The organism is Vibrio sp. MMG023, assembly GCF_021654215.1.
Taxonomy (GTDB): Bacteria; Pseudomonadota; Gammaproteobacteria; order Enterobacterales; family Vibrionaceae; genus Vibrio; species Vibrio jasicida.
The window spans coordinates 361,708-381,520 of the sequence record NZ_JAKFZP010000002.1; the positions used below are offsets into that span (position 1 = coordinate 361,708).

20 protein-coding genes are annotated in these 19,813 nt (G+C 42.3%); 12 read left to right on the forward strand and 8 right to left on the reverse strand.

What is annotated here, in order from left to right; genetic code table 11:
• The first annotated feature begins 41 nt into the window (after positions 1–41).
• The 4 genes from L1076_RS06745 (at position 42) to L1076_RS06760 (ending at position 5,005) form a co-directional block, all read left to right on the forward strand.
• On the forward strand, positions 42–1,781 hold the full coding sequence (locus tag L1076_RS06745) for a type IV secretory system conjugative DNA transfer family protein (protein WP_237303416.1): 1,740 nt from the start codon (positions 42–44) through the stop codon (positions 1,779–1,781).
• 10 nt (positions 1,782–1,791) lie between these two features.
• Complete coding sequence (locus L1076_RS06750; RefSeq protein WP_237303417.1) at positions 1,792–2,328, forward strand: conjugal transfer protein TraL; 537 nt, start codon at positions 1,792–1,794, stop codon at positions 2,326–2,328.
• 8 nt (positions 2,329–2,336) lie between these two features.
• A complete protein-coding gene (topB, locus tag L1076_RS06755) occupies positions 2,337–4,541 on the forward strand; it encodes a DNA topoisomerase III (protein WP_237303418.1) in 2,205 nt (734 codons plus the stop codon).
• A 212-nt stretch (positions 4,542–4,753) separates the two neighbouring features.
• Entirely contained in the window at positions 4,754–5,005 is a 252-nt protein-coding gene (locus tag L1076_RS06760; protein ID WP_038892876.1) for a hypothetical protein, read from the forward strand.
• 9 nt (positions 5,006–5,014) lie between these two features.
• On the opposite strand, the gene L1076_RS06765 is transcribed toward L1076_RS06760, so the two are convergent.
• From L1076_RS06765 to mobC, 3 genes are all read right to left on the reverse strand, one after another.
• Positions 5,015–5,338, reverse strand: a complete 324-nt coding sequence (locus L1076_RS06765) for a hypothetical protein (protein WP_237303419.1) — start codon at positions 5,336–5,338, stop codon at positions 5,015–5,017.
• 184 nt (positions 5,339–5,522) lie between these two features.
• The gene (locus L1076_RS06770) at positions 5,523–8,243 is read right to left on the reverse strand and encodes an LPD7 domain-containing protein (protein WP_237303420.1); all 2,721 of its coding nucleotides are present in this window, start codon (positions 8,241–8,243) and stop codon (positions 5,523–5,525) included.
• A complete protein-coding gene (gene mobC / locus L1076_RS06775) occupies positions 8,237–8,590 on the reverse strand; it encodes a plasmid mobilization relaxosome protein MobC (protein ID WP_017819266.1) in 354 nt (117 codons plus the stop codon). Before mobC ends, L1076_RS06770 begins: the two co-directional genes overlap by 7 nt.
• Before the next feature lie 230 nt (positions 8,591–8,820).
• On the opposite strand from mobC, the gene L1076_RS06780 reads away from it, so the two are divergent.
• From L1076_RS06780 to L1076_RS06790, 3 genes are read left to right on the forward strand one after another with little or no spacing between them, the layout of a single operon-like run.
• On the forward strand, positions 8,821–9,297 hold the full coding sequence (locus L1076_RS06780; RefSeq protein WP_038869284.1) for a hypothetical protein: 477 nt from the start codon (positions 8,821–8,823) through the stop codon (positions 9,295–9,297).
• A 2-nt stretch (positions 9,298–9,299) separates the two neighbouring features.
• Entirely contained in the window at positions 9,300–9,998 is a 699-nt protein-coding gene (stbB, locus tag L1076_RS06785; protein WP_237303421.1) for a StbB family protein, read from the forward strand.
• A gap of 10 nt (positions 9,999–10,008) precedes the next feature.
• A complete protein-coding gene (locus tag L1076_RS06790) occupies positions 10,009–10,422 on the forward strand; it encodes a hypothetical protein (protein ID WP_237303422.1) in 414 nt (137 codons plus the stop codon).
• Positions 10,423–11,152: 730 nt separating this feature from the next.
• Here L1076_RS06790 and L1076_RS26970 read toward each other — a convergent pair.
• Positions 11,153–12,430, reverse strand: a complete 1,278-nt coding sequence (locus L1076_RS26970; protein ID WP_275424152.1) for a PAS domain-containing methyl-accepting chemotaxis protein — start codon at positions 12,428–12,430, stop codon at positions 11,153–11,155.
• A 330-nt stretch (positions 12,431–12,760) separates the two neighbouring features.
• Between L1076_RS26970 and L1076_RS06805 the strand changes: the two genes are divergently transcribed.
• The 5 genes from L1076_RS06805 (at position 12,761) to L1076_RS06825 (ending at position 16,581) form a co-directional block, all read left to right on the forward strand.
• A complete protein-coding gene (locus tag L1076_RS06805) occupies positions 12,761–13,339 on the forward strand; it encodes a glycine-rich domain-containing protein-like (RefSeq protein ID WP_052437620.1) in 579 nt (192 codons plus the stop codon).
• 473 nt (positions 13,340–13,812) lie between these two features.
• Positions 13,813–13,971, forward strand: a complete 159-nt coding sequence (locus L1076_RS06810) for a Hok/Gef family protein (RefSeq protein ID WP_038869278.1) — start codon at positions 13,813–13,815, stop codon at positions 13,969–13,971.
• 116 nt (positions 13,972–14,087) lie between these two features.
• Positions 14,088–14,495, forward strand: coding sequence for a hypothetical protein (locus L1076_RS06815; protein ID WP_045423212.1), 408 nt, complete (start codon positions 14,088–14,090; stop codon positions 14,493–14,495).
• Positions 14,496–14,836: 341 nt separating this feature from the next.
• On the forward strand, positions 14,837–15,484 hold the full coding sequence (locus L1076_RS06820; protein ID WP_038869274.1) for a hypothetical protein: 648 nt from the start codon (positions 14,837–14,839) through the stop codon (positions 15,482–15,484).
• 140 nt (positions 15,485–15,624) lie between these two features.
• Positions 15,625–16,581, forward strand: a complete 957-nt coding sequence (locus tag L1076_RS06825; RefSeq protein WP_231570852.1) for a phosphatidylinositol-specific phospholipase C — start codon at positions 15,625–15,627, stop codon at positions 16,579–16,581.
• A 395-nt stretch (positions 16,582–16,976) separates the two neighbouring features.
• Here L1076_RS06825 and L1076_RS06830 read toward each other — a convergent pair whose 3' ends face one another.
• From L1076_RS06830 to L1076_RS06840, 4 genes are all read right to left on the reverse strand, one after another.
• The gene (locus L1076_RS06830; protein ID WP_045423207.1) at positions 16,977–18,170 is read right to left on the reverse strand and encodes an MFS transporter; all 1,194 of its coding nucleotides are present in this window, start codon (positions 18,168–18,170) and stop codon (positions 16,977–16,979) included.
• Positions 18,171–18,490: 320 nt separating this feature from the next.
• Positions 18,491–18,622, reverse strand: a complete 132-nt coding sequence (locus L1076_RS26975) for a hypothetical protein (protein ID WP_275424154.1) — start codon at positions 18,620–18,622, stop codon at positions 18,491–18,493.
• A 50-nt stretch (positions 18,623–18,672) separates the two neighbouring features.
• Positions 18,673–18,987 carry a hypothetical protein gene (locus tag L1076_RS06835; RefSeq protein WP_038869267.1) on the reverse strand — a complete coding sequence of 105 codons (315 nt, stop codon included), beginning with the start codon at positions 18,985–18,987 and terminating at the stop codon, positions 18,673–18,675.
• 83 nt (positions 18,988–19,070) lie between these two features.
• Complete coding sequence (locus L1076_RS06840; RefSeq protein ID WP_045423204.1) at positions 19,071–19,355, reverse strand: hypothetical protein; 285 nt, start codon at positions 19,353–19,355, stop codon at positions 19,071–19,073.
• Positions 19,356–19,813: the final 458 nt, after the last annotated feature.

Consider the following 19,813-nt stretch of genomic DNA (forward strand, 5'->3'; position numbering starts at 1 on the left):
TCATGGCGCTATCGAAAAAGAAAAAAGGAATATTGTTCGCCATGTTCCTTTTTTTTACCCTGCTGTGTTTCATTGGTGGTTTGTACGGTGGCGGCGCTGCCTATTACAAGCTCACCAATATTTCGTTAGAGCACCTGACGTATCACAGTCTCTTTGACCAGTGGCAAGCCTACCGCCACAACCCTGACATCAAGAAGTTCTTGGTGATTGGGGTGGCCGTGAGTATCGCCATCACTTTGTTTCCGACGCTGATGGCTATCGTGATAGCCATTGCCAGCCAAGAAAAAGAAGAAATACACGGCAGTGCGAAGTTCGCGACCGACATGGACTTGGCGAACTCTGGTCTTTTCCCTAACCCGAAAGCCAAGAACAAGAAGCCAAGCATCTTGTTAGGCAAGATGCCCAAAGGCCGCTTTAAAGGCCGTTTCATCGAGCTAGAGAGCTCGCAGTTTGTTGAAGTCCCTGCCCCAACGCGAAGCGGTAAAGGGGTCGGCATCGTTATCCCTAACTGCGTGACCTATCCCGACTCGTTAGTTTGTGTCGATATTAAGTTCGAGAACTTAGTCAAAAGCGGCGGATTTCGTCAGCAGTGCGGCCAAGACGTTTTCTTGTTTGCGCCGGATGGGTATGCCATCGATGAGCAAGCGCGAGAGCGCGAAGAGCTTCGCACCCATCAATGGAATCCTTACGGCTACGTTCGCAGAAGCCCCGTATTTCGAGTGAGCGATGTGCTCAATATTGCTAACAGCTTATACCCAATTTCTGGGGATAAAGGCGATATTTGGAATGAGTTAGCGGGTAAGTTATTTAAAGGGCTCAGTTGTTGGATGCTCGATACCGAGTCTATTACAGGTATCACGCCCTCTTTGCCCTATGTTCTGAAACTTGGTGGCATCGAGGGTGGCCTAAGAGCGTGGATGCGCCGAGAAATCAAAAACGACTACGTCTCAGACGATGCGCGTTTTGAGTTCAATAACTGCTTATCGATGGCCGAAGACACCTATTCGAGCGTCGAAAGTAACTTACTCAGTCCATTGGCGATATTCAGCGACCGCGTCACCGCAGCTGCCGTCAGTGGCTCGGATTTTGATTTTCGTGAGCTGCGTAAAAAGCGCATGACCATCTACGTCGGCTGCCAACCCGCTAACCTCAAAAACTTTGGCAAGCTGTTCAACTTGTTTTTCGAGCAGCTTATTTCAGAAAACACCCGCACCCTCCCCGAACACGACGACACCCTGAAATACCAGTGTTTGGGTTTGCTCGATGAGTTCACCGCCCTTGGCCGAGTGAAGCAAATCGAAAAAGCGATCAGCTACACCGCTGGTTACAACCTGCGATTTTTGACCATCTACCAAGACGAAGGCCAGCTCGAAGAAGTGTATGGCCGAGAGAACGCGAAAAACATTCGTAAGAACCACGGTGTCAAGGTGGTGTACCCACCGAAAGAAGTGGACGACAACGTTCGCCGCCTCTCTGACACCTTGGGTACTAAAACAGTCAAAAAGCGCAAAGTCAGTCGCAGCACGGGCAAGGGTTCAAGCCGAACAACCAGTGAAGATGAGCTGAAACGCCCGTTAATGATGCCGCATGAAATTGTGGAGCTTGGCTTTGAGAAACACCCTGTAGCCAAAGAGCTCGGTATCAAAACCCTGATTTTGAAAGAGAACCAACGCCCCTTCATTGCAGAGAAAATCATCTACTTTGAAGAACCTGTGTTCGCAGAGCGAGTGAAATACTCCGAGGCGAATATCCCAAAAATCCCACGCCTTAAACTCCATTGAGGAACATCCCATGAAACACAAACTGTTTATGGCCGCTATCACAGCGGCTTTTTTATTGCCTGTTCAACCCGCTTTCGCTGCAAGCGATGATGAATGTGCTATTTGGCTTTGTCTTCCGACAGGCTTTCCAAGCGGTTGCAGTGGCGCCAAGAAAGCGTTCGTAAAGCGCATTAAGAAGTTCAAACCGCCCCTTCCAAGCTTTACGTCTTGTTTGTTTTCCGCCGATGTCCCTATTGGTACACCGTCGAATGATACCGACATGTTTGCTCGCGATGGCCGTGCCGCCTACATCCCACCACGCGTTGAATGCGTGAAGTGGGAAACCGGCAAAGACTGGAGCCGATGCAGTAAAACAGAGGTTCGACCGAGCCAAATCATTAAAGACCAGAGCTGCCATGTGAACCACAAAGAAGGGACTTCAAGCCCAAAATATTGCTCACATACCATCAGCTACGTTGAAACGTTCCAAGATGGCGAGCAGTACGGGGAAACCTATTACTTCGATAATGCAGGGAACACCTATATCGAAGGCTCAACCGAACACTAGGAGGCACTATGATCGTTTATATCGCAGAGAAACCCTCCCTTGCCAAAGCCATCTTCGAAGGGTTAGGTGGCAACCCGCAAACGCAGCGAGGAGAGGGGTTTTATCAGCACAAAGAGCATGTCGTGACGTATTGTGTTGGACACCTTTTAGAGACTTATGACCCTGACGACTACGACGAGAAGTATGCGAAGTGGACGTTTGATGACCTACCTATATCGACGGTCTACCCGCCAACCCTCAAACCCATCCCAGACACCAAAAGCCAACTTCAAACCGTACTTAACTTCATCAAGAAAGCCGACACCATTGTTCACGCTGGCGACCCTGACGACGAAGGGCAATTGTTGGTAGATGAAGTGCTTAACTACGCAGGAAACACAAAGCCTGTTCAGCGCTTATTGGTCGCTGACTTGAACCTTGCTCCGGTTCAAAAAGCACTGGCGCACATGGAGCCAAACGAGAAGTACATTCCCCTTGGTATGAGCGCTCTAGCGCGCTCTATTAGCGACAAGAGCTTTGGGTATAACCTAACGCGGGGTTGTACCTTAAAAGGTCGAGAGAAAGGCTTTCAGGGCGTGCTCAACGTAGGCCGCGTTAAAAGCGCGGTCATGGGTTTGGTGAACGAGAGAACGCTGGCAAACAAAAACCACCAAAAGAGCTTCTATTACGATATTTATGCGCAGTTTGAGTGTGGCGAAAATCGCATAAAAGCGAAGTACAACACCAAAGAGAGCGATCAGATTGATGATAAAAAGCGTTTAATTTCAGCATCTAACGCGAGCTTCATTCAAGACTCTGTGACCAATAGACCAGGACTGGTGACATTGGTCGTCACTAAGCCCGAAAAGAAGCACGCACCACAGCCATTAAATCTTTCTACGCTGCAACAGCTTTGCGCGAAAAGTTACGGCTACAGTGCTGAAAAAACGCTGAGCATTGCCCAAAGCTTGTATGAGACGCACAAGCTCTTAACCTACCCTCGAACGGACAATCGCTTTCTTTCCGACGAACACTACTATCAAAGCAGTGATATCCTCGTCGCCATCGGCGCGACCTGCCCTACCCTGACCGACTCGATTACCAATACCAATGTTGATATGACGCGCAAGCACAAAGCATTCAACACCGATAAAATCGAGGCGCACCACGCCATCATTCCAACCACCAAACACGGAAACCAAGCCAGCCTAAACAAAGAAGAGCGACAGGTTTATGAGTTGGTTTCTCGTTACTTCATCGGTTTGTTTTATCCAGAGTCCATTCGAGATAAAACCAAAGCCATGTTTGAAGTCGAAAGCTACCAGTTCAGCGCAACGCAAAGCGTACTCGTTGAACAGGGATGGGAAGTGCTGCACAGCGAAGAGAAGGAAACCGAAAGCGGTCATGATGGATTTGACTTAGCCACGCTTAAATCGAACACAGCAACCACCTGTGTCGAAAGTGAGGTTGAACAAAAGGAAACCAAACCACCGAAATTGTTTACGGAATCAACACTGTTGGCCGCAATGACCCGCGCCGCCAGTTTCATTGATGATCCAGACCTTCGCGCCAAACTGGAAGCTAAGGACAAAGACAGCAATGACCGAGGCAGTATCGGAACAGAGGCAACCCGCGCCAGCATCTTGAGCCAGCTTGCCGCAAACACCGAACTCATCTCGATTGGCGAAGAAAAAGGTTACAAGGAGAAGGTTTGGAGAACCACCAAGCAAGGTCAAGAGCTTTGTGCTGCCCTTCCTAACGAAATCATCAAACCCGATATCTCTGCGATATGGGCAGAGAAGCAAGCCTTCGTTAAGGCGGGTGAAATGTCGGTTGAGGACTTCATTGCTGATGTGGACAGCTACATTACGGAGCGCATCGATGACTTAGACAAGAACGGTATTAACATCACTTCAAACACCGTCCCTTGCCCTAGTTGCGGCAAACCCTTGTACAGACGCAAAGGGCGAAATGGTTGGTTTTGGTCGTGTTCTGGTTATCCAGAATGCGATAAGGCTTACCCTGACATACAAGGCAAACCTGACTTTAGGCCAAGGGTTAAACCAGTTGTCAGTGATCACAAATGCCCGACTTGCAGCAAAGGTCTAATACGCCGCAAATCACCAAAAGGAAAAGGCAAATACTTTTGGGCATGCTCTGGCTATCCAGACTGCACAACCACGCTCTTTGATCGCAAAGGCCGCCCTAACTATGAAAGTGCTAAAAGCAGCTAAAAGAAAGCCCCGTTACCAATTGGTGACGGGGCTTTTGGCTTAGTATTTAGCACCCCGCTATTAACCGGTGTAAAAATTTGCTTCCAACTTTTTACCATAAACTACTTTGAAGCGTTGTGGGGTAAAATCCATCTGAACTCGTGGTATTAGCTTTTAAAGGTAGATTAATTGTCTATAATTTCTTTGAGTTAATATGATACTAGGCGCAATCAATGAAAATAAACTTTTTCCAGTTAGATACCGATTTACAGGATGAATGGGATGCTACTTTAAACGAACCTTTGCTTGTGATGGTAGACACAGAAAGTAAAGACATCCCCTACACCGGTGAGTTTGTAGTGCTCCCTGTTGGCACTTTCTTATATAAGGTAATTAAAATTATCAGAAAAGTTAATGAGGTGACTGAAGGTCACTTTGCAACTACGGAAATAGATATAGTGTTAACTCCTGCGCTTATTGATTAAACTATGAAATTACATCGCGAATGTAAGGAGTACTAAGCAAAAAATCAGCGTACAAGAAGCTGCTAGGATCAGGTTATTAGTATGTAGTTGAAGTTCAATTATTCGAGTTTGGGTAATCAGCAAATTGGACTTTGCTTTATCTTCATCATTCCAATGATGAGAAACATCAACTGGTTGACTGTCCAAGTGCTCACTTAACAACTTGGACATCTTTTCAAGCTTAGTTAATGGATTGCCGTACAGAACGTTTAGAGGAGTAATTTTCGCTTCTAAAGAATATTGCATTAAACGTTTAGAGTATTCGAGTACTCCCAACTTATCTATTGTATTCATGCTTCCCCCCTCTTTTGAAAAATGAGCTCTTGTACATTATAGTCACCAAGTGAGCACTGTTGCACATTAACTCATAAAGAACTTTTTATAGTTGGGAGCTCAAGCCGCTCATGCTGCATAATAGAGCTTTCCCAACTATTACAAACACTCAAAATTAATCAACAAGATTCCACAGCATAAGTTACTATTTCATGCGACGACTTCGTTGTTGGTCATTCGCTTTTTCGATGGTTTTAGCTTGAGCATCATAGGTCTTAGGCACAGGTTGAACACCATCCGCTTTCTTTTGGTCTATCAAACCAAACTGCACCTCTTTAACGGTGTAGTGTTTCAAGAAAGTATCTTTCTTCACAATTTGCTCAACCGTGGATTGTTCAAAACGGTTTGGCGACTTCCCGTTTATCGTTACTTGCAGCTTACCACTGAGCTTATCCCACTGATATTCGACTTCAAACTTAGCAGGTTTAAGCACCTCTTCTTTAAGCTGCGTATTCGCTGCTTCATGAGGCATGTGCTCTTTCGGCTCAGTTGCCACTTCGCTTTTCGAGCGAGCGTTATCCATCGTTTCAACAATGACGTCACGCTTCAACTCTTCCTTGCGACGAACAAAATCCGCTTCCATCTTCTTATCAGCAAACACAATGTTTAAGTCCTTGCTTACAGCCACATCAATGACTTGATCTTTAAACTCCTTCGTACCATTGATTTTCACCACCCCAAACTTTTCAGCGGCCAGCGTTAGAGCAGCTGCGGTATGGTTAATGTCCACTTGTTTGCTGTGCATAACGATCTTTTCACCGTCATCACGAAATACTTTATCTCCTGTGTTCTTGTCAGAGAAGTCTACATAACGTTTTGTGTCGTTCTTGCTCGCGACTAGGTCGTTCATGGTCAACGTGATCTGCGCGGCAGTCTCTCTCGCCTTCATGATGCGCTTCGCGCTCTCGACGGCGCTAAAGTTCTCGTTAGCTGAAACGATAGCATTATCTTTTGTTTCTGGTGCGCGGTGGCGCTCTAGTTCATGTAGTGCCATAGGTAACTCTCCAATGTGCTCTTTGCGTTGCAAGTGTTTGAGCAATCGGATGGACTCATCGAGCGGGTTCTTTTTACCCCAACCTTGAGTAACTCTATTGCTGACAAACACGATGGAATTGACGGCTTGCTGCTCTTGGCGAACTCGTTGCTGTTGCGCGAGTTGCTGCCTCTGCTTGCCGTAAGTCGTCTTTAAAATTTCTTTGGTTTCATCCCAACTCAGCCCCATGTATTTCGTGCAAAAGTCACTGACGTTATAAGCTCGCGTTTCAGCTTTTATCCGCACAGAGCCATCTTTGGCCTTAAAGTGGCTGTACTGGTCTTTGACTAAGCCATGAGAGTCGGAAAGGTGAGAAAGTAGGCTCTCGGCTTTTAGGTTTTGCCTGATAGTGCGAAAGCGACCGAGTTCGCTTTGCTCTTGCTTATTTTCTTGGAAGGTGTCGAACAATTGCGTCACGTAGCTCTCGCTATGTTGCGCCTTGGCTTTGATGCGCTTGATAGTTGCCAGTGTCGCGTTCGGGGAAGGCTTTCGGTAAACCGAAAGTCGAACTACTCGTCGTCGAGGTTCATAACCAGCCCGTCGCAATTGAGGACTTCGACTGGTTTGTTTGACTGCCAAATGATCCGATGCATTATCATGCAATAGTTCTGTAGGACGACTTCCCCGTTGTCGTCCTCTTGTAGCCACATTGAGTTCGGACATACTTGGCAAGCCGTTGGGGATGTCGGTAAATCCTCTTGGGATGCCTCGTTCAACACCAAGCTTTCGATCACGCGCCCGTCTGCTCGTTGGAATATTCCGCTGGCTTGCTCCGGCGCCTCGTTCTGAAAGTCCGGTTCCGGTGCTTCGTTTAGAAAGTCGGGCTCCGGTGCTAAGGTTGTATTGTCGGTAATATCGCTCTCGTTGCTCATTTAAAAACTCCCCTTTTAGTTGGGTTGGCAGCGCCTTGTATTGCTCGCGCAATTTGGGGGCTGCTTGGTGAATGTACTTAACCTCATGTGACTTGCTGTTGACCCACTCATTAACCAAGCGGTTCACTTGCTTTTCGCTCGGCTTTTCCCGTTTAAGTGTTCGATGCTCGATAAACTCAGGGCGAAAACAACTGTCCGTTAAACGAACATTACGCGTTGAGCCGTGAGGTTTGATTTTGAGGTATTCGTCCGGCTTTCCGACCTTACCTATCGAGACTCCACCATACTTCGCAAGCTCTTCTTTGAAAGCGGCCATAGTGGTGATGTTTTTGTCTTGGATAACGTCAAACAGCTCAGACTTGAGTTTGGCGTTCGCGCCTTTGAAGTTGTCACCTTTGTAACGCGCCAATAGTTTCGATTGGTCGATTTTAAATACACGCTGATTATCAAATGGTGATACCAAGTTAAACTTTGAATTAATACGCTCTTGGATAGCGTCAAAATATTCCAAGTTTGTTTTGTAGAAACCATAAGGATTCAGGTTTTTATCATCGAGTAGATTTTTCTTAGGTATTACAACATGAACATGAGGAAAGCGCTCTACTACTTCCCCTGTACTCTTATCTTTGTATGACTTAATTTTGGGAACATGAATCTCAGCATAAATATTAAATTCTTCCTCTGTGTAAGAAGACATAATATTTCGCTTATATTCCTCATATACTTCACAAATCTTTTCTTCTGAAATATCCCTTTCAGCAAAGCTCAAAGTGACATGAAAATAATTTTCAGGTTTATCTGTTTTCGCCATTGTTTTAATAATGGTATCAGTAATAGATAAATCCCCATCAATACAAATACGTTTATCTAATTGGTCACGGTGCATTTCTCGGTCGGACTTCATTCCATCGCGCAAATACTCTGCAATGCCATCCTTACCACCACGAACTCGAACTAACATTTATCCATGCCTTTTTCAAAAGCCGAGCGAACACCAATCAACTCATTCATGATCTTGAGGTAGTTTCGCTCACTAACCACTTCGCCACGGTAAGCTTGGTTTAGCTTCTTGGCGATTTGGTTAATGTTATTCGAGGTTTTATTGGCTAGAAAAATCATGCGTTTTTGAGCATCAGTTTCCTCAACTGAACCGCTCACTTCCACCATATTTTTCTCGTTTGATAAAATAACTTTTCGAAAAAGCTCAGCCTTTTTTATATCAAAGTTTTCTATAACGGTTTTAAACGGTTCATATTCAGAAGGTGTTAGTCTTGTTTGAATATGAATAGTGGCACTTTCTTTTTCCATAATTAAACTCGTAGAGTTTCAGGGGTTCAAGGGGATGTTATCCCCTTGGCACGCGAATGTATACATTCGACAGCGTGCCTATGGAAATATAAAAGACCCGAAACGGGTCTTTTATTTTCACACATTCACTAGTCTTTTTTCACATATTAAGTTAGAACTATCACAAGACAAGCATTTAATTACCACTGTCTAATCATACTTATATCACTGTTTTATCATAGAGAGGACTTATGTACTCAGAAGAAACGCTTAATAGGCTTGTGCAGGATATTAAAAATGACTTGGATAGCAAACTCATGACTACGCAAGGTGTATTCTACAAGTACATTCCCAAATTAATTGCGTTTAAACGAAACGGGTTTAGTTATTCAAAAATATATGAGCACGGTCAGTTCAGCATTGGTAAATCACATTTCTACAATTTACTTCATAAAGCCACGATGCAGACAATCGAAAGCAATGAAGTTCAACAACAACCAGACACAGCGAGCGAAGACATTAAGCGAAGCACGCTGAAGTCAAAACCACGAACTAACTTCTCTGATTCAGACTGGAAAGCAATTGGCATTCACAATGAATATTTAATCAGCGTCTTGCAAGAAACCGACCTCACTCCAGAAGAAGTAAAAAGCTGGAACTGCCCTAACCAAATTCAACTGAGTACTCGAATCAATGAATATCGTATGCGTAAAATGAAGAGGAAATAAACATGTACTTAAATATTGCTGTCATTAACAACTCTGGCAACGTAGGTAAATCTACCATCTGTGACATCCTATTAAAACCAAGACTAGAAGGTGCACAGGTTGTCAAAGTAGAAACTATTAATTCAGATGGCACGAACGACGAAAAAATTTCAGCTGAGCAGTTCGAAGACGTACTCAATAAAATGGATGAACATGATTGCTCGATCATTGATGTTGGCTCTTCCAACATAGAAAACTTTTTATTGAAGATGCAGGAGTTCAAAAGCAGTCATGAAGATATTGATTACTTTGTAGTCCCTGTTACTCCATCCAACAAACAACAAGTGGACTCTGCTACTACTATTCAAAATCTAATGACTCTTGGTATAGAGCCTGAACGCGTTAAAGTTGTCTTCAATATGGCAAATAAAAAACTGGCCGTCAGCAAAGAGTATGCAGAATTTTTAGGTGGTATACCTTCTGGTATTTCATTATCAGAATATCCTGTCGTATTCGAATCCACCGTGTTTGATTTGCTCGCCAAAATTGATCGCCCATTTTTGGACGTATTAAATGACAAAAGAGATTACCGTTCATTAATTCGCCAAAGTGAATCAAAAGAAGAACGCAGCATTCTCTCGTTTGAGCGTTCGGCGCATCGCCTCGTCAATGGGTTTAATGACGAGTTAGACCAAGCATTTTCTGCGTTAAAGCTAATCTAAGAGAGACAACATGAACAACCTTGCCCAAATAACTAAAGAGCTCACCCTTGATGAGCTCCACGAACTCCGAGAAGCGGTTCTTGCGTTAAGTGAAGCCATGAAGCTCGTCCCGAGTGAGTTTGATATCTCATTCCAGCAAAAAATCAATCGCGTCCTCGATATCACCAGTGAAGTTGAACACCACAGCAGGCAACTAAGAACTGACATCGAGAAGTCTCAGCAAACATTTTACAACTCATTCAAACAAGACTTGAGAAAGGAATACGACCAACAATTGGTATCCATCAACAAACTAATCTCGGGTAAGTTGAGTGGCTACATTCCAGTGAATAAAGGGTTCTTCTTCACTGCCTTACTCGTCAATGCGGTGTTTGTTGGCAGTCTTTTAGGCGGGGTGTTCTATCTATTGGCATTCAGACTATGAGAGCGCTAACTGCTTAACACATATCCACAATCGGCAGGAGATTTTTCCTAGCGGTCTCCTGTCCTCCTCATATGGATATATGTTAAGCAAAACTACACAAGATTCATTAGTTATGGCTCTTGATACCTTGAAAATACCACTTAAGCACAAAAAGGTTTCCATTGATGCACTTCGCATAGTTTACGCAAGCTCTTTATAAGCTAATTTTGGGATAAATCGCATAGAACCCCCACAGCAGCAACCCTACAGATACTGCGATCAACAAAGTCACCTTTTTTATTTTTCGGCAAGCGGTATACCTCTGAGGCTCTTCTTTTAGACAATCAAAGCAACTGGCACTTCGCCATGTCAAACGCGAGCTGCAAAACAGTATTGCTAATTTCATATCTTCACCCTCCTTTAGTTGTACTAACTGGAAAAACGTACAATAGATACACCTCTAGCAAGGGCATACACCTGGTGCATTTAATTTCTGAGTGAAGCTTCACTAAAGCCATCGATGTAAGCATCAGAAAAACGACAACTTTATTCTACTTAGACATATCTGACTTTCTTTTCAGATTTTTCTCAATTTCCACAACTAGCTATTAACCTTATTATCAATTTCGTTAAGCATGAGTAATTCAACCACATGTTTGCGCAGCAATGGAATGCACCTTAAAGCCGGCGTCTTTATTTTGGCGTCGGCTTTTTGTTGTTAAGTTTTGTACATCAAAGTACTTGCAGAAATTTACGTTAAACTAGACATGCTTTTTGCGACGTTCTCCGCTCCTTTTTGTATCTCATCAATAACTGAAGAAACGAGTAGCAATTGCTCATCGGTCTGAATAGAAGACTGACGAATTGAGTGCATTGACGCTGATATCTGACTAGTAAGGGTAAGATTGTCTGAAACGACCTTGCTGATTTCATTCGTCGAGCTTGTTGTTTTCGAGGCAAGAACTCGTACTTCATCAGCAACCACAGCAAAACCACGCCCATGCTCTCCAGCTCTCGCAGCTTCAATCGCTGCGTTTAATGCAAGCAAATTAGTTTGATCTGCAATACTGCCTATAACTTGGACAATATTTTCTATGCTTGCTGAAAGCTCATTCAACTTGTCAATCAAAGCAACCGAGTTTTCCACTTGTTCAACGACAGCAGAGGATTGTTTTTGAGCTTGATAGATTGAGGTCTTCCCATCGGTCGCAACTTGTTCTGTTTCAACAGAGGTACTACATGCAATCGACAATGCATCTTTTGATTCGTTTTCCCTCATCACTTCTGAGGTGATATCCGTAGCAAACTTAACAACCTTATATACCTCATTCCTCTCATTAAGAATTGGATTGTAAGATGCTTGGATCCAGACCTTCTCACCAACAAACGACTTTCTCAAAAAACGCCCACTAAAGGCTCTCCCATTCTGCAAGTCTTTCCAAAAGTCAGGGTTATCCTTGTAAAAGTCCTCAAAACAAAACATTCGGTGATGCTTCGAAACCACCTGCTCCTTTGAGTAACCTAAGGTATCCATAAACGCTTGATTAGCATCTATAACCTCCCCTGAAGGGGTAAAAGCTATCACTGCAAATGTTTTATCCAATGCTGACAAAAGATCTCTATTGTTCAAACTCGCTGTATGAGCTTCAGTGATATCTGAGGCTATTTTAGCGACTCTATCAACCCGACCTTGAGAAAAGATCGGGAAGTATGTTGCCTCTATAAATACCTCATTTCCTCTCTCATCTATTCGAGAGAATACGCCGCATTTCTCTCTTCCAGCCCTTAAGTCATCCCAGAACTTTGAATAGCTGTCGGATGAAACTAACTCTTGAGAGCAAAATACAGAATGATGCTTCCCAATAACCTCTGATTTTTCATATCCCATACAAGTTAGGAAACCGTCGCTTGCATCTAACACATTGCCTTGAAGATCAAATTCGATGACTGCAGTTGATGAATATAACGACCTAACAAAATCCTTATTCACATCGACAATGTTCTTTTCTTCTTTTTTTTTGAAAAACATAGGAGATAACTCGCTCAATGTAGTTGTAATAGTGAGTTAACGAAGCAGTCATCAACACCGGAAAGGGTATTGACTCCAATGATGAAGTTTAATCACATCCTTGTTCATTAACTCTTTTTACCGTACTGAATTTGATCGTGGAGCAACATCAGGTTAGGTGTAGATAACCGTCAGTTAATTCTTACCTTGCTGGTTATTTGATTTATTTTCCAAATTGATTATTTAGAGTAAGAAATTATTATTTTGTTAAGTTCATCAATAAACAACGCACTTAGTAGCGATATAAGTTTTATATGCAATGTCTCTTTCACTACGTTAGGAGATACCAAAATGAACGTAATTCAACTAAGACTACCGAATGAGTTAAACACTTCGAACAACAAGAGTTTTGCAAAATCTGTCATAGAGCTTGACTTGGGACCAATAAAATACAAATTAAAGCACCCTGACACTGGAGATGGCTGGTCTCAAAAAGAGTTAGATACCGTAGAAGCCCGTTACAAGGTCTTTCTACTACTTCTAGGGCTTTATCCTGAAAAAACGATTGTTCCAACAAGGGACATAGATTTGTTTTGGCATGCGCATATTCTGGATACGCACAAATATCGAGATGATTGCCAGCATTTATTTGGAAAGTTCATCGACCACTTCCCTTATTTTGGTCTTAGAGGAGAAGAGGACAGAAAGCGGCTGAATGACACTTTTGATGAGACATTAGAGTTGTTTAGAGTGTTTCTTCCTGAGTTTGGCCATAACGAATATCCAAAAGCTTGTGGTGCGGGGTGTGGTAGTTCTCTTTGTGAACCTCAACATTGCAACAGTAGCGCCTGTAGGCCTTACCTACTAAGGCTGATGGAACAACGTCCAACACTAGGGCATGAGTTTGTCAAACTAGAGTTGGTAGACTAAACCAACTCGTACAAAGCTTATTCTTATCGCCTTATTCGTCGATGTGGCACTTATTGGCAATCTTTCTTTTAGGTGGGGACGATCAATTGACATTCAGGCCGTGACGGTGTCTATCGGCCTGTTACAGACCCACAATCGGCAGAAGGTATTCCTATAAGCCTCCTGCCTCCCTCGTGTGGATATGTGTGAGCCTTAGCATCAGAGCTCAACAAACACCCTCTAGATAACCAATAGCATTTACATAAATGACGATACCCGCACGATTTTAAAACCACATGAATAGATATTTAGAAAGGGAAAGCTTTAAAATAGTCTCGGGTGCTCTTGGCTTGCTGCTATGAGCATTTCTCTGAGTAGTATTTGCGAATGGTAGAAAGTACAAAGCCCCGAATGAACTATAAATTCAAACGAGGCCGTGTATGTATCTGAACAGTACAAATACTAGCCTCTTTGCCACAAGGAGGCAACGAAAAATGCCAAAAAGTAAAACCGCCTTAGCGGGATTAACGGTAATTTGTATCACCGCGTTGGTGGGACTATGGATAGTCCGAGATTCACTGTGTGAAGTGCAATACAAGGATGAGAACACCAACTTTCTGGCCCGCTTCGTTGTCTACGAAACGGTGAAGTAAGCTCGACAGAGAGAGGGGTTACAGGAGCCCTTCTCTCTGGTTCAGTGCTGTCTAGATGCAGGTCAAAGAGCACCCATGTAATTTATTTCCTTCATGAAACCTATACAGGGATAACCATGGATACTGTTTTGCAAGTCAAAGTTACAGATATAGTTTTGGGTGTGATATCACTAATTGCAGCCATTGCCGCGGTCATAAGTGCCATTCCAACCGTGAAAGATTGGCTCCCCCCGAAGCTTGCGAAAAAAGAAAAAGACATCCTGCTGCTCGCTATAGACGATAGCTTTCCTAATACGATCTGTTTTGTTTGTGGTGCTGGGAAAGCGTATGTCCAAACACCTTATAAAAATCACTCGAATATTCCAGTTGAAAGTGAAATTTCAACATTGGTAAGTAAAGAGTTACTCATTCACATTGATTCTGAGCTAATACAAGGACTACTGAACCATAAAGTCATTTGGCTAATGTTGACGGAAAAAGGGATCAGAACGGCAAAGCGTATTCAGCATAAAGCCCAATCTTGATAATTGTGGAAACATTACTAGCAAAGAAGCCCTACTAATGGCCCCTCTTCCTAATAAGCCAACTCCAGTAGCACTGACTACAAGCCCATAAAAGAATTTAACCTCTAGTAGCGCCGCAAATAAGAAAGTACACAACCTATTCTTCTCTTGTATTTTCTCATTCAACATTCCTATCTCCTCACGTCAACAGTCACGCTTGGCGTTCAAATTCCAAATGACACCAGTTGCACATAAGTAAATTGAACACTACCTTTTTATAGCCAGAAAGAACAAATTCCGGCCAATTCATTAGTTTTATATATAAGAAATGCAACGACACCGTTGGACTAGGAGAAAAACACATGACAAAAATTCACAACAATGAATTCACCTTCAATATTGAAGGGCTCTCGGAGATTTCTTTTATCGAAAAAGAGCACAAGATAACAAAAGGTCAGCCGTATGAAGGGGTTAGCTGTAAAGGGAACACGCTTGTCGTGAAAGCAGGGCGACACAACTCAGGTGATGTTGCGAAATGGTTTCTAAATAGCGCTAAAGAGCGCGGGGTAATAGCGAAAACATTCAATGACGAGAAGCCAGAAGCTCTAAACTTTGCAGTGCGTGGAACACTATTACTTCATATAAAAGGGGTTACATACACTTTCGATGACTTCGTTATAGGCCAAGGGCATTTTGAGTTTAACAACAACTGGTGGATTGGCTCTAAAGAAATGTTTGGTGTTACATGGGACAACGTAAACCAACAATATGCTGAGCAGCTAGTTCAAGACTCGTTAAGTGTAGCATCCAGCATCATTTCTGAAGACCCAGTAGGTAGCGTTATTGATAGTGCGAAGCTCATCGTAGACGTGCTGAACAAACGTAAAGTGGGCTCTGGAAGCATAGCGGCACGAACGAGTGAATCAACGACTGCTGTTGGGCTATTCTTGTTCCAAATGGACAATTCTCAAACCAATGTAACCATGACTGGCCGCTATTCACACCCTTAGTTCCTCTTCTTGTAGAGTGGTGCTTAGCGGTTACTACTGCTAGCCATACTCACTCAGACACACAAACCAAAGACGAATAAATGAGCTTTGGTGACTGGTTCATAACCAAAGCTCAAAAACATTCTATATCGGAGAACAACATGGCTGACGTAAGCACAAAAAACTGGATGAGTGCACTAGATAAAAACTTAACACTGGACAGTATTTCCATGCCGGGGACTCATGATTCAGGGACTCAAAAAGCCCTTAAAGGGGGAGCTAGAACACAAAACTTTGGCATTTATGATCAACTATCGGATGGCATTCGTTTCCTCGACATTCGTGTGAAACCAAACGGTCCAGAACTTGACCCTCTAAATATTTACCATGGTGACTTTAGTTGCGGCATTTCTTTCGGTGATGTTCTAAATGATTGTTTAAAGTTTCTCTCAGAAAACCCAAGTGAATCCGTCGTTATGCTTATGAACGCCGCGACAAACAGTGATAAAGACATTCAAACAAAATTCGATGAATACCTTAAACAAGAGAAGTACAAACATCTATTTTACTTGGAGCCACGAATACCAACATTGCATGAAGTCCAGAGCAACATTGTTTTGTTAAGACGTTTTGATGGCGATGAAGGTATCGATCTATCCAATGGGTGGGAAAAGAATGCAACCTTCACTCTGACGACACCGGAAAACCAAGTGTTCCAAATAGAAGATGAATACCAGCAGCACGATACTCACAAGAAAATGGCTACCGTACACTCCTCAATAAACAGAGCCATGGAGACACCAAATGATAACGCTGTGCATATTACATACAATAGCATCTCAGTTGGGGGGCACTCACCTTACCAATACGCTTGGGGTGGCGGTTTCGGTAAAGTAGATCCGAAGATGAATCCAGGACTAACGGAATTCTTGGCTGAGCAACAAAAGGGAAAAAGGTTTGGTATTGTTGTTCTAGACTTTTACAACAACGAAGAAGGTCATATAGATAACAGAAGTACCGAGCTGATTATCAACGCCAACTCGGGAGTTGACTTGAAAAATAGCGAGTATGCAAGAAGTTCATCTACCATTAAAGAAGACCATTCTTACCTAGTTTAAAGAATGTATGTCAACTACCTAGGCGGCAACAAACACCTTATCCATCTCGCATTCTTCTGTTCACCTAAGATGTCACATCAAGGCGGGGCTTGACCAATATGAATCACATCAACACGATTTAAATCATCAGTATATGTTAAGGCACCCATATAACATTTCGATACAGCTCGAGAATAACACTCTAGTGTCTGACTAATTATTGGACAAAAGCTTCTTAGGTTGGTTGATATTAGGAATAATTAGGGTGATGTTTTATTTTTAATCATCTCCCTAATGATATTGAAAATATTTTCTTATACCAGATTTTAATATTGGCGTGATCTGATCCAACACATTAGATAAATGTTACCTGAATACGAACAACAGCATAAAAACGACCCAAACCGAACATGTTCCTATAATTTTTTTACTATTAAAATCAGCCTTTCTTTAAATATTGGAATAACCATAACCAATGTAGAGACGGAAAGTGAATATTTCAGACCAAATATATCTGTCATCTGACCAAAAAAGAAAGATCCTATCGTCATAGCTAAGTACATAAAAGTGTATGATATCGATATAGTTAAACCTATGTTTTTTCTATCTCTACCCATACGTTGAATTTCTCTATTAATAATAGTCACCTTTATCGACCATAAGAAACCGAAGATAGCGATAGAAAAGGATGTGATTATATTTGAGTAACTCACAAATAAGTTAGTTATTAAGATAGTTAAAGACAAGATAATTGTTATGAACTCATAATTAAAGCTATTCATTTTAATCGATGATACTTTCTCCTTAATTAAAAATGCGGGTATTGCACCAAGAATCATGAGAGACATAAGTAATGATTGGTATGACTTATTTAAGCCTAGTTCATGTGATGATATATAAGGCATTAATGACCATAAAGCACTACCACTTAAAAAGAGCATCACAGAATCAAATAAACAATTTTTATACTCATGACTCATGATGTTTTTATTATAAACACTTCTATTTTTTTCCTTTATCCTCACCCTTTCCATTTTGCAATTGATTGATTTGATTGATATTATTATCGTTATTGCCACTGGTATCGTAATTATTAATAATGACTCAAAAAATCCTAAAATAGAATATAAGTATCCAGATATTAACGTTCCTAGTATTCTTACAATAGCAAGTGATATGCTATTTATACTTGCTGAGGTATTAAGCTGACTCGCATCGATAATACTGGCAATATATGATTGCATTGCAATCACTCTTACTGCTGTAACCGAAGAAATGAAAAAAGTTATTATTAAAATAAATTGTATAGATTGGAAAAATTGCATTAAATAAATAAAAAAAGCGATAGATAAATTTGATATGAGTATTATTTTATCCTTATCGTATTTATCGCTAATGATACCTGATGCAATACTAAATAAAGCTATTGGAGCGTTAATAGATATAAATGCCATCACGCCAATTGAAGCTGAGTTTGAATATTCAACAAGCAACAGCATTATCGAGGTATTAAAAAACCATATCGAAAAGTTACCAACTATATTATTAATAACGGCTAACTTATATTTTTTATTCTGCTGTAAAGGTGTAACTAATAAACAATCATTCATTTGGTATTCCTTGAACACTGATTTGTCACGAAGCCCTATAGTCTATGCTGAAGGTGCTTTCTTAGTGATCAGGCTTACCTAAATTCACTCAGCAATAGCTACCTCCAGCCAAATATGAGATGACTGATGGTTGCTATGAGATGAGATTAAATTAAAAATTACCATAGACTACATATACCTTTTTGGCATGCCTCCGTCAATATTTAAATGAGGTATTAAAACAGTAAATGAAACTAATCTAAAATCATGTAAATAGGAAATGAATGAGTAATAGATCTAACTTAAAACGGCGCAAAAATTCGCTAGAGCCTCCCACCTTTTTAAGCACATTCCCAAATGATTTCTTCCCCACGGTCTTTTTCATATTGTAAGTCCTCTTCATTCAGGTAACCCGTTTGCCAATCGTCCCAACGACAGAAATACGCATCTTCACGCTCACACCACCATTTCACTACAATCATGCTTTATATCAGGGCATCGTTACCGATGCCCTGCCTGCCTTTTAATGCTCGCTAACGAGTGAAAATCTCGTCTCACTGCGGTCGGCATTTGTGACCACTCGAACTCGTTCACCTGCTATATTGTACTCAGAGCAGATACTAAGCCCCTCGCGTGTTGCCTTGTCGTTGGCGACCTTCCTCTCGATGCTGACGTTACCCCAATCCCCGTTTTTATGACGGGTTTCACTAGGGAACAAAAAGAAAGTTGAACCGCCAATCAAGACACCTAAGCCTTTACTAATAACAATCAGACCGAGCTCAAACTCTACAGCAGTGCAAGTGTAGATTTGAGTTGGCTTTTCATTTAATGTAGTCATGTTAATTTCCTCGTGAACGGTAGTTAACGGAATGCCTTAGCTTTTCTGTCGCAAGTGGAGCTAAGGCGTTTTTCTATCTGCCGTTAGTACGGCAGACGCTCAAACCGAAAGACCTTTTCACAAGCAGTCGATTCGTCAGTCACAACACAGTCGCTTAGACGTTTCACCACCTCTTCAAGATCAGCCGGAAAGAATCGAAAACCCTTCATAGCTAACCCCGCGTTAGCAAGCTCGCTAGGGCGCACATCACTTCCCATTGCCACCTTAAAAAACTCATCTTTAGAGGCAGCCTGCGATTCCAAGTTCGAGAACTTGGTCGGTTCTGGTTGCTTAGTGATGGTTGAGCGGATTACGTTTGAGTCAGTCATGGCTAGGTTTCCTTATGGAGTGAATTTTCATCTTCGTCGTTGCCTGACTGTCCAACCCTCAAACATGGTTCTAACCTGCAAGGGCGCGAAGCGGCTCTGCCCAACCTTGCCGGTTAGGTTCTGGGTGAGGATGGTTACAGGAAGTTGCAGGGCGATAGGGAAAATCACTAAGAAACCAATGATTGGCGAGAAGGGAGGACGCGATTTACCAGCCACTTGGCAGACATAATCGAAATGGCATTGTGACTATGGCACTGCCATAGGAATACTTTTGCGTTGGGTGATTGTTCACAGGAACTAAACCGAACAGAAAGAGAGATGGCACCAAGTGAGGAACGAACCTGGTGTAAAGACCGATTTCGTTCTGAGGCTAGTTATCGTTGGAGGAGTGAAACGACGGAATGAACCGAGCGCAGCGAGAACGCCAATCTAATTCATTTAAAGGTAATACACCTGTA